Consider the following 11,617-nt stretch of genomic DNA (forward strand, 5'->3'; position numbering starts at 1 on the left):
GGCCACGGCTCCCGCAGGCTCCGGAACGGTCCAGGTCACGGTCACCACACCGGCGGGCACCAGCAACGGTGTGACGTACACCTACATCAACGCACCGGCGATCACAGGCCTGACCCCGAACCAGGGGCCGACCAGCGGCGGGAACACCGTCACCATCTCCGGCACCGGCCTTTCGGGTGCGACCTCGGTGCTGTTCGGTACCCACGCCGCGACGATCACCGCAAACACCGCCTCCCAGATCACCGTCACCGCACCCGCGGGAGCGGCGCAGTCGGTCAACGTCACGGTCACCACCTCGGCGGGCACCAGCAACCCGCTTCCCTACTTCTACGTCGCGGCCCCCGCCGTCACCGGCCTGATTCCGACCATGGGACCGAGTGGTGGCGGGAACACCGTCACCATCTTCGGCTCCGGCCTGACTCTCACCAGCGCCGTGCACTTCGGGTCCGCCGCGGCCAGCAACATCACCGTGATCTCCGACAGTCAGATCACGGTCACTGCGCCCGTCGGTACGGGGACCGTCCTGGTCACGACCACCACACCGGGCGGCACCAGCACCATCGGGCTGGGCAACGCCTACTACACCTATGTCGCACCACCGGTCATCAACTCCCTCAGCCCCGCCCAGGGTTCGGTGGCCGGCGGCGACGACGTCCTGATCAGGGGAAGCAACCTCACCTACACCGACGCCGTGTTCTTCGGCACCGCCCCGGCGTCCTTCGCCGCGGTCTCCGACACCATGGTCGTCACCACCTCACCGCCCGGTGCCGTCGGCCCGGTCACCGTCACCGTCCACTCCCCGGGCGGCACCAGCAACGGCGCCACCTTCCAGTACCAGCCGTAGCGCATCCCGAACGCCAGCGTCCACATCAAAGGAGGCGTCGTACACATTGATGAGCGGTGGATGACGAGACGATCAGCTGCGGGTCCTCCGGTGACGGGCACGACGGTCGCCTGGGGTGAAGTCGATGTCGGGGCGGTGCATCCACTGCGCCGGCGGGTCCTCTGACTGGGGGAAGAGGAGGTGATGTCCCAGGGGCCTCGCCGGACGGCGGGTGGACCGGGGCACCTGGTGGACGAGTACGGACGTCAACGGCACGCACATCGTGATGTCCGCCTCGGTCGAGGTCCTCGAAGTACTGGACGAGCAGCCGCCCACCAGCTGGTGAACCTGCGGCCGCCGCAAAGCCCCCGGCATCCCGGGAGCGTTTTCCGGCGAGGTGGCGGCGCAACAGCCGTCGGGCCGCAAATTTCGGTGCGGCAGGCGCGCCGAGAGCGCCGGGACCGTCGCGTTCGGGTCTGCCGGGGTCGTCCTCGCCGGCCGGCCGTGCCGCTCTTCGCCGCGGGCGCGCAGCCCCACTCCTGGAATGCGCGCCCGCGCGGACTACGGAACGGGGGTAGCCGTAGTCGCTCACGGTCCGGGCCAGAGGCCGGTTCTCCATGGTGTGGCAGGTTCGCGAACTGGCCGCCGGCTGGTCCCCGGCGGGTCAGCCGTCCAGCTTCGCGTACAGGCCACGGCCCGGGCGCTGGGCCCGGCCGGCCTTGGCCAGGCGCTCCGGCATGGTGCGCGTCGCCGTGGCCGAGGAGTTGCACTTCGGTCGCGCGGCTGCGGCTGCACATGTCGCAGCCCCCGCTCAGCCAGCGCATACGTGAGCTCGAGAACGAGCTCGGCTGTCAGTTGTTCCAACGCTCCGCGCAGGGCGTACGGCTCACCGAGGCCGGTTCGGTCCTGCTGGGCGAGGCAAGGGAGTTGCTCGACGCGGCAGAGCGGGCGCGGGAACGGGTACGGGAGACGGGCCGGCGGCGCACCATCGTGGTGGGCACCGTTGCCGGAGCCGGTCTCGAATTCGGCCCCCGCGCGGCCGCGGCCTTCCGCCGTACCCATCCCGACGCGCAAGTACGGCTGTGCGAGGCGGATATCAGCGACCCGACGGCGGGGCTGCGGTCCGGTCGGGTCGACGTCGCTCTGACTGCACGTGTCGGAGTGCCTGCATGCCATCGTGTGGCAGGGTGCCGTCGGCATCCTCCCCGCCGGTGCGACCCACCGCCACCGGACCGAGGGCATCGCCTTCGTCCCGCTGACCGACTACCCGCCGAGCCGAGTCGTGCTCGCCTGGCCGTCAGAGGCCCCCGACCCTGCAGTCCTCGCCTTCGTCGAAGCGGTCGGTGCGAGGACCGTCCCGGACACGGACGGAGCGCCACGTACCGCCTACGACCTCTTCAACCGGCCGCCGCACCTGCTGAACACCCCCTGGCCGGACCGCTTGCACGATCACCTGGACTTTGAAGCGCCCATGGGACGGACAGGACGTGGATTTCTCAACGGAGACGTCCGTCGGCTGCCGGGACCGGGAACACACGCCTTCCCTGTCGAACGCATTACCACGGCAAACAAACGGGCGGGTGGGCGGCCCAAATCGGTCCGACCGCCATGAGTAACTCATCCGGTCACGGAAGAAAACTTCTATCGGGTTCCCTTCTCACCCCAACAGCCGCTCACACTCGCCTCGAAAACGATCCCGTACGGCCAAGCCCGAAGCCATTCCGCTCCGTTTTCAGTTCCGGCGGTTCGGCTGCAGTGTCAGGACGAGGAGAAATCTCGCCGGTCCGCGGCAGAGGGCCCGGGCAAGGCCCGGGCAGTCGTCTCCGGCGTCGAGGCGGTGGCCTCCGCGGACGGTCCCGGGCGGGCGCCGTCCCGTGACCCGTGCCGCGAGGCCCTTCGGTCCCTGCCCTTCGCCGCCGCCGTGGAACGCACGCCGGGCTCGGCCTGGTCCGCGGGAGACCGCCGGCCGGCCCGCGACCGCCGTCACCCGTTCGCCCCCGGCGTCGGCGAGGAGGCCGACCCCGATTCCGACCGGCCGTCACGGCCCGTCGGGTGAGCGGGCCGCTCGCCGTGGAACCGGGTCACCGCCCGGTCCGCGGCCGGAGCGGCCACGGATCGCGGGCGACCGATCCGGCACGCGTCCCGGGACGGCGCCGCGGCGCCGGAAGCACGACGTGGCCGTTCGAGAGGGACGGGGCCACGGTGTTGGACGACCGTCCAGCCCGCGTCTCTGGGAGCCCTCGGAAAAGCGGCGACGACCGCCCCGGCGCCGGTGGTGACCGCCAGGTGGGATTCGTCGAGCCGCCACCGGACCCCTACCTCGCTGCCGACGAACCCCGCGGGCATCAGGTAGAAGTTGCCTTCGAACGACAGGAGGCCGTGGAGATCGACCCTGCGCCGAACGCAGATGCGAGCGGGGAACGGCTTGGACGGCAGGGGCAGCAGGGCCCGGACCGGATGGCCGGTCCGGCGGTACCAGCGGTCCGAGCGCTCGGTCAGTCGGTCGAGGAAGTCCTGGGCCTCGTTCAGGCCGAGGTCGCCGGCCATGGTGTCCCACCAGTGGAGGACAGCGGAGCGGTGGGCACGGATGACCGGGCCGGGCGCTCCTGTCTGCGGGCGGACCGCGACGAAGGCCCCGTAGTGTTTCGCGACCTCGTGAAAGACGGCGGTCACCTTGCCGACCGTCGAGCAGACCGGCGGAGTGCCCTCGAACAGCCAGCGCTCGCCGGTGCCGCCGAGGCGGCGCAGCACCCGGTCCAGGGCCTCCACGCAGTGCGGGAGGTCATTGGTGGCGGTGAGGGCGGCTCGCCAGCGCCCGGAGCGCGTCAGCAGGCCCATGAGCAGGTACATCTCGTGCCCGCAGTCCCATCCGGCCGGCGGGCGTGGCAGCCGGACCCAGTCGAACTGCACCTCCTCCACGCTGCCGTGGCCGGGGCTCGCCCTCGCTCGGTGGCACGGCTCGTGACGCGGCCGCGTCACGTGTCGGCGCAGGGCGCGGGTGAAGGTCGAGTAGGCCCTGGGGTAGCCCAGCTCGACGATCTCGCGGTAGAGGACGTTCGCCCGCAGGTGCGGATCGTCGTCGAGGCGTTGCTGACAGTAGGGGATGAACGGCAGGAATTCGTCACGGGTCACCGGTCGGACCCCAATGCTCCGCTCGCCCTTGAGGTAGGCCCTGACCGTCTTGCGGTCACGGTCCAGGAACCGGGCGATCGCCGAGATGGACCAGCCTTGGCGGCGCAAGGCGCAGACTTCTTTGTATTCCTCTGCACTGAGCATCCGGACCCCAAACTGTCTGGCTTCACCAGCGGAAAGCACCTTGAATGAGTGAGGACTGTCAGCATGGCTGAAAAATATAGCATGCGAAAGCTTCTCCCGGGGCGGAAAAACGACTCGCTCCGAATATTACCTGGGCAATTTCGGAGATCACGGAAGGGAATTCCCCACCACTGCCGGCGATGGGAGTCGGAAAATCCGGCACAAGCCACCCCGTGCACCGTGCACCGGTGAGGAATTCCGCGAAGCACGCGGCAACCGATACCGAGTGCCGCTTGATCCGCCCGCGGGCGGGCTCCTTGGTACAGCGGGCTGCCGGGAGTCGTACGGCGGGTGGGGCTCCCGGGCAGCCGGCGCGCGGCCTCACAGCGGGAGCCGGCAGGAAACCGTCTTGGTGCCGTCGGGATGGAAACGGTACGTCCACGATCCGGCGATCCTCTCGATGAGAAGCAGTCCGCGCCCGTTCTCCTCGCAGGCGGTCGGCCGGTGTGGCCGGGGTGCGCTCGCGGAGCGGTCGCGGATGTCGATCGACAGCCCCCGCTGGTCGGCCGCGATCGTCACCCTGACCGGCTGCTCGCCGCCGGTGTGACGGATCGCGTTCGTCAGGAGCTCGGTGGTCAGCAGTTCGGCGTCATCGGTAAGATGGGCGATCCCCCAGTGGCCGAGAATGGCCTTCACGGCTCGGCGCACGGACCGCACGCACTGGGTCTCCGGCCACACGAACATGGTGATGCGTCGTTCCGGCCGGTCACACACGTCCGGGCGGGGCACGTCTGTGGAGGTCATCGTCATCCTTCGGTTTCCCTCTCCTGGTGAACGCGGTTCCCCTGTTTCGCGCTCCGCCAGGGGCTCCGGGCCGTCGGCGGCCCGGAGCGGGCTCACGGATTCTTCGCCGACGGCGTCGCGGTGGCGGCCGAGGCCTCCGGCGTCCTGTGCGACTCGGACGAACGCGGGGCGATGAGCTGTCCGGACGGGGAAGCCGTGTCCCCAGCGGAATCCGGCGCGGCGTCGGTGACCAGACTGATGCCGATGTGCTGGGCGAGGCCGTCGGCGAGTGCTGCCAGAGTGGGATGGCCCGCCACGAAGTCGCCTGCGAGCCTGACCCCGAACGAGGCTTCCAGACGGGTGCGCAACTCGATGCGGAGCAGGGAGTCGAACCCGAGTGCGTTCAGCGGGGTCTGCGGATCCAGGGTGCTGCCTCCCAGGCGGAGCACGGTGCGGATGTGATCGGCGAGGTGGTTTTCGAGGGCGGTACGACGGGCGAGACCGGCTTCCACCTCCTGCAGTTCGCGTCGGATATCGCGTGCCCCGTCCTGGCCGGCCGGCCGCGCGGAGGGTTCGCACGCCTCGGGCGTGAGGAGGGCGAACAGCGAGGACGCCCGGCCGGCCGGGGGGATCCAGGTGTCCGGCGGGCCGGGGATGACGCCGGTGCGCACGCGGCCGTGGGTGAGGAGCGCCGCGAGGGCCTGGAGCCCCTCGGAGGTGGGGATGGTCTGGTAGCCGCGGCTCGCGAAGCCGGTGGCCACCCCGGTTTCCCCCCAGGGCCCCCAGTTCACGGCCAGTGTGGGCAGGTTCAGGGCGTTGCGCCAGGTGGCGAACGCGTCGAGCCAGGCGTTGGCGGCCGAGTAGGCGCCCTGGCCCGGGTTGCCGAGCAGGGAGGCCATCGAGGAGTACAGGACGAACCAGTCGAGCGGCACTGCGGCCGTGGCCTCGTGGAGACGTCGGGCGCCAGTGACCTTGGGATGCCAGACGCGTTCGAGCTGCTCGTCGGTGATGTTGGACACCGCGGCGTCGTCGAGGACCATCGCCGCGTGGACGACACCGCGCAGCGTGCCGCCGTCGGCGGTGGCCGCGTCCACCAGTTGCTCGGCGACACCCGGCTGAGCGATGTCGCCGAGCACGACGGTGACCTCCGTCCCCTGGTCGCGCAGTTCGGCGACGACGCGCCTGGTGTCGGCGGAGGGTGGTGTGCGTCCGTTGAGGACGAGCCGGGCGGCGCCCTGGTCCGCCAGCCAGCGGGCCGTGGCGAGGCCGACCCCGCGCAGGCCCCCGGTGATGACGTAGGCGCCGTCGGCCCGCACCGGCGACGGCGCGTCGCGCAGTACGGCGGTGGTGGTGCCCTCACCGGGTACGGTCAGGACCAGCTTGCCGATGTGCCCGGCGCCGGCCATGAGGCGGAAGGCGTCGGCAGCTCGTGCGAGCGGATAGGTCCGGCACGGCAGCGGGGCGAGGGTGCCCCGGCCGAATTCGGCCATGACCTCGGCCATCAGCTCGGCGAAGGCGTCCGCGCGGTCATGCTGGAGTTCCGTCAGGTCGACCGTGCTCATCGTGATGTTGTGCCGCAGCGGCGCGAGACCGAGCGGGGTGTCGGCCAGGATGTCGCGCACGCCCAGCTCGACGAACCTGCCGAAGGGGCGCAGCGTCTCCAGTCCCGCTCTGATGGCCGGTCCGGACAGGGAGTTGAGCACCACGTCGACACCGTCTCCGTCGGTGGCGGCGCGGGTCTGCTCGACGAAGTCCAGCGAGCGGGAGTCCATGACGTGCCGCAGGCCCATCTCGCGCAGGTACCGGCGCTTGTCCTCGCTGCCTGCGGTGGCGAGCACCTCGGCCCCCAGGTGCCGGGCGACCGTGATCGCGGCCAGTCCGCTTCCGCCGGTGGCGCTGTGGATCAGGACGCGTTCGCCGCCGGTGAGTCTGGCGACGTGGCGCAGGGCGTACCAGGCGGTGAGGTAGGCGATGGGCAGCCCGGCGGCCTGCTCGGTGGACAGGCCCGCGGGGAGGGGGGCCACGGCGGTGGCGGGAAGGGTCGCGAAAGTGGCGAACAGGCCGCCCCGCACGTCGACGGCGAGGACGTCGTCGCCGGCGCGCAGGTTCCTGACTCCCGGTCCGACGGCGGTGACCACGCCGGCGGCTTCGAAGCCGATCCGGTGACCCGCTTCGTCGTCGGTGGCGAGCATGCCCATGGCGGTGAGCACGTCGCGGAAGTTCATGCCAGCGGCGTGCAGGCGCAGTTCGACCTCGCCGGGGCCCGGTGCACGTCGTGGCGTGGGGGTCAGGCGCAGGGCGTCGAGGTCACCGAGCGACCCCGCATGGAGCTGCAAGCGGTCGACGCCGTAACTCACGGTGCGGGTGACGGCGGTGGCGCGTTCGGTGTCGGACAAAGGGGCGTACGCCAGCCGGGCGACGGTCCGGGTGTCGCCGCGCAGGGCGATCTCGTCCTCCGGGGGGTCGGTGAGGAGTTCGGCCGCGAGCCGGCTGAGGTCGACGTCGGCCGAGTCGATGTCGATGAGGGTCGCCCGCAGTTCCGGGTGTTCGTGCGTCAGGACTCGCACCAGTCCGCGCAGAGCGCTCTGGGCGGGGTCGGCGGGTTGTCCCGGTTCCGGGTCGTGGGCGGAGCGGGTGACGGCGAACAGGCGGGTGGGGGCACTGCGCGAGATCGCGCTCTGTGCGGCGGCGAGCAGGCGCCGGGTACGGCGCAGTGCCGTGGTGGCGGCGTCGTCCGCCGGCGCGGACGGCGCGCACAGGAAAACCACGGAGCACGGTCCGGACGAGGGGTTCCAGGTCCGGGCGAGGGCCTGCTTGAGGGGCTGGAGGGCGGTGCCGTCGAGGGGAACGTCGAGGACGGCGGTGCCTGCTCCGGCGAGCTGGAGCGCGTCCGCGAGTGCGTGGGCGGATCCGTCCGACTCACCGACGATGAGCCAGGATCCGGGGCGTCCCGGCTCGGGTGCGCGCCCGCGCGGGACGGGCTGCCAGCAGGTCTCGAGGAACCACCGGTCGACGGTTTCATCGGCCCGCGCGCCGTGGCGCACGAAGCGCAGTGCCTCGATCTCGACGAGCGGGTTTCCCGCCCTGTCCAGCAGCCGCACGTCTCCGACGATGCTGTCCGCGGTGGTGTTGGTGAGCCGGGCGTGCGCGTAGTGGGCGTTCTCGGGAGCCGCGAGGATGCGTACGGCGTGCATCCCGACGGGCAGCACCAGGCCGTGGCCCGGTTCGTGGAGCAGGCCGGCGACGACGAGTTGGGCGCACAGGTCCAGGAGAACCGGGTGGATCCGTAGGCCGTGGGGGGCGGTCCCGGCCGGGTCCGGCACCGTCACGCGCGCCCAGAAGCCGTCCGCCCGGTCGTTGGCGCGCAGTTCGGTGATACCGCTGAAGGCGGGGCCGTGCTCCAGACCCCGGGCGCGCAGGCTCGCGTACAGGGCCTGCGGATCCAGGACGACGGGGTGGTCGGCGGTCAGTGCGGCCACGGAGGCCGTCGGTGCCGGGGGGGAGGTGTCCAGCTGGCGCAGGACCGCGGTGGCCTGCCGGACCCAGGTGCCGCCCTCGTTCCGGCCGAAGAGCTCGCAGTCCGCGCGGTCGGCGCTGGTGAGGGTCACGGTCGTGCCGACCGGTGTGTGGGCGTCGAGTCGCATCAGTTCGTGGAAGCGGATGTCCACCGCTTCGACGCCGTGCACGGCGCCGGGGAAGACCTCGGCGCCCGCGGTCAGGGCCAGAGCGCAGTAGGCGGCGCCGGGCAGGACCGGTTGGCCGTGGACGCGGTGGTCGGCCATCCAGGGCAGGGCGTCGGTGCCGGCGTCGGCGTGCCAGGTGTGGCGGGGTCGGTCTCCGGGCACCTCCGTGTGCGTTCCGGGCAGCGGTGCGGGGGTGCTCTCAGCCTGCCGGGGGACCGCCCGCGTCGGCGTGGTGTCGGTCCAGTGGGGCCGGCGGTCGAAGGTCAGCGCGGGTACGTCGGCAAGGCGGCCTCCGGCGTGGAGGCGGGACCAGTCGACGCCGACTCCCGCACAGTGCAGGGCGGCGAGCTGGGTGAGGAAGGTGGTGGGTTCGTCCTCCCTCTTGCGCAGTGTCGGCAGCACCACGGGATCGTGGAGGAGGCCGCCCAGGGTCTGGGCGAGGGGGTGGGTGACCACGGGATGGGGCGAGACCTCGAGGTACACCTGGTGGCGGTCGGCGGCGGCTGCGGCCACGGCAGCGCTGAAACGCACCGGTCGGCGCAGGTTGGCGCACCAGTAGGCGGCGTCGAAGAGCGGGGTGTCGCGGGTGTCGTCCAGGACGGTGGTGTAGAAGGGAACAGCCGGCTGGCTGGGGGTGAGGTCGGCGAGCGCGGTGGCGAGGTCCGCGAGCAGCGGCTCGACCTGGGGGCAGTGCGATGCGACGTCGACGTCGATCAGGTGCGCCGCGATCCCGCGGGCCTGCCAGGTGGCGGTCAGGTGCCGAACGGCGGCCGTTGTGCCGGCGATCACGGTGGAGTCGGACGCCGCGACGACGGCCACGGACACCGTGCCGGCGTCGAGGGCGGCGAGCTCGTTCTCGACGGTCGCGCTGTCGAGGCTCACGCTCGCCATGGCGCCGGCTCCGGCGATCCGGGTGAGGAGGGCCGAGCGCCGGCAGATGACGCGGACGCCGTCGGCCAGGCTGAGTGCCCCGGTGGTGACGGCGGCCGCGACTTCGCCCATGGAGTGGCCGATGACGGCGGCCGGCTCGACGCCGTGGTCGCGCCAGGCGGCGGCCAGGGCGACCTGCAGGGCGAACAGTGCGGGTTGCACGCGGCCGCAGCCGCTGACGTGCTCCCGGTCGCGGACGGCGCGCAGGACGGAGAAGCCGGTCTCGGCGGTGATCAGCTCATCGGCCTCGGCCAGGGCCCGGGCGAAGGCCGGCTCGTGCCGGAGCAGGCTGTGCCCCATGCCCCGCCACTGCGAGCCCTGACCGGAGAACACCCAGACGGGGCGGCGGCTGACGCCCGCGCCGACGTGGCCGCGCACGACGCCCGGGTGGGCTCGACCGGCTTCGAAGGAACGCAGGGCGTGGATCACGTCACTGCGGGAGTCGGCCACCACGCCGAGCCGGCCGTGCCCCGGGGAACGGCGCAGGGCGAGGGTGTGGGCCACGTCCCGCAGAGGGGTGGTGCTGCCCTCGGTCTCCAGCCAGTGAGCCAGGCGCGCGGCGGCGGTGGGAAGGGCGTTCTGTGAGCCGGCGGCCAGGAGGAAGACGTGGGGTGCGGTGGTTCGCTCCGCTGGTGACGGTCCGTCCGCGACGCTGTCGGCCGTGGCGGGGCAGGCGCCGGCGGCGGGGCCTGCGGGGAGAACGGCGGCGGCGCGGCGGACGGCGGAGGCCTGTTCGAGGATCACGTGGGCGTTGGTCCCGGAGAATCCGAAGGAGGACACCGCGGCCAGTCGCGAGGTCGTCCGGGTGGGCCAGGCAGCCAGGTCGGTGGGGACGAACAGGCGGGTACCCTCGGCGCTGATGGCCGGGTTCCACCGGGTGAAGTGCAGATTGGGCGGGACGAGCCCGCGCTGGAGGCAGAGCACCGCCTTGATCAGGCCGATGACGCCGGCGGCCGGTTCCAGGTGGCCCAGGTTCGTCTTCACCGAGCCCAGCGCACAGCGTCCCTGTCCCACGCCGTAGACCGCGGCCAGGCTGGAGAACTCGACGGGATCGCCGACGGGGGTCCCGGTGCCGTGCGTCTCCACCAGGCCCACGTCGCGCGGGTCGGTTCCGGCGCGCGCGAGGGCCTGGTGGTAGAGGGCCTGCTGGGCTCCGACGGATGGCGAGGCGAGGACGTCGGAGCGGCCGTCCTGGTTGACCGCGGAGCCGCGCACCAGGGCGAGGATGCGATCGTCGTCCCTCAGCGCGTCGTCCAGGCGTTTGAGGACGACGACGCCGCAGCCTTCGCCGCGTACGAAGCCGTCCGCGGCTGCGTCGAAGGTCCGGCAGCGGCCGGTGGGCGAGAGCATCCCCATGCGGGCGAAGGACATCGTCGTCCGGGCGCCGAGCATGAGGGTGACTCCACCGGCCAGCGCGAGGTCGCACTCCTGGTTCCGCAGGGCCTGACAGGCCAGGTGGATGGCCACGAGGGAGGACGAGCACGCGGTGTCCAGTGCCACGCAGGGGCCCTGCAGTCCCAGCAGGTAGGAGATGCGCCCCGGGGCGACGCAGTGCCCGTTCGTCAGGATCGCGCCCTCCAGCTCCTGGGGCTGGCCCGCGAGGGATTCCATGTAGTCGGTGTAGCTCAGGCCCGAGAACAGCCCCGTCCGGGTTCCCGCCAGCCGCTCCGGGGGCAGTCCGGCGTGTTCGAGCGCCTCCCAGGTCACTTCGAGCAGCAGCCGGTGCTGGGGGTCCAGGACGTCGGCCTCCTTGCCGGAGACTCCGAAGAAGTCGGCGTCAAAACCGGCGACGTCGCCCAGGAACCCTCCCTGCAGCGGTATCGTCCCGGCTGGTGGAGGCGCGCCCGGGGCCATGCGCTCCGCACGGCTCGTCGGTGGTGCGCCGACCGCGTCCTGGCCGGCTTCGAGCAGCCGCCACAGCGCGGCGGGCGAGTCGATGTCGCGGGGAAGGCGGCATCCCATGCCGATGACGGCGATGTGCGCGTCAGCGGTGGTCGGGTTCTCTGCGTGGCCCATCACTGGTCTCCTGCGCTAACGGGGTGGAAGCACTCGTCGTCCCGGGTCTGTGGTTTGTCGGCGGTGTGGGGGTCAGTCGGCGTCCGAGCTGCCTAGCAGGATGGCGCTCTTGACGCCTCCGATCTGG

The 11,617-nt window shown here is 72.0% G+C and carries 5 protein-coding genes; 2 read left to right on the forward strand and 3 right to left on the reverse strand.

What is annotated here, in order from left to right:
- Both ACFV1W_RS31625 and ACFV1W_RS31630 read left to right on the forward strand, forming a co-directional pair.
- Positions 1–844: IPT/TIG domain-containing protein (locus ACFV1W_RS31625; protein ID WP_380420682.1), on the forward strand; the 844-nt coding region annotated here is incomplete at its 5' end.
- Between the two features lie 774 nt (positions 845–1,618).
- Entirely contained in the window at positions 1,619–2,287 is a 669-nt protein-coding gene (locus ACFV1W_RS31630; RefSeq protein ID WP_380420683.1) for a LysR family transcriptional regulator, read from the forward strand.
- A gap of 519 nt (positions 2,288–2,806) precedes the next feature.
- Here the strand turns inward: ACFV1W_RS31630 and ACFV1W_RS31635 are convergent.
- From ACFV1W_RS31635 to ACFV1W_RS31645, 3 genes are all read right to left on the reverse strand, one after another.
- The gene (locus tag ACFV1W_RS31635) at positions 2,807–4,063 is read right to left on the reverse strand and encodes an IS21 family transposase (protein WP_380420684.1); all 1,257 of its coding nucleotides are present in this window, start codon (positions 4,061–4,063) and stop codon (positions 2,807–2,809) included.
- Between the two features lie 396 nt (positions 4,064–4,459).
- Complete coding sequence (locus ACFV1W_RS31640; protein WP_380420685.1) at positions 4,460–4,867, reverse strand: ATP-binding protein; 408 nt, start codon at positions 4,865–4,867, stop codon at positions 4,460–4,462.
- A 107-nt stretch (positions 4,868–4,974) separates the two neighbouring features.
- Entirely contained in the window at positions 4,975–11,490 is a 6,516-nt protein-coding gene (locus ACFV1W_RS31645) for an SDR family NAD(P)-dependent oxidoreductase (RefSeq protein WP_380420686.1), read from the reverse strand.
- Positions 11,491–11,617 lie beyond the last annotated feature (127 nt).

Source organism: Kitasatospora sp. NPDC059648, from assembly GCF_042734825.1.
Lineage (GTDB): Bacteria > Actinomycetota > Actinomycetes > Streptomycetales > Streptomycetaceae > Kitasatospora.

Bases quoted from the DNA above. Each gene is read 5' to 3' on its own strand.
- ACFV1W_RS31645 (WP_380420686.1), bottom strand. From the start codon at position 11,490: ATGGGCCACGCAGAGAACCCGACCACCGCTGACGCGCACATCGCCGTC.
- ACFV1W_RS31630 (WP_380420683.1), top strand. From the start codon at position 1,619: ATGTCGCAGCCCCCGCTCAGCCAGCGCATACGTGAGCTCGAGAACGAG.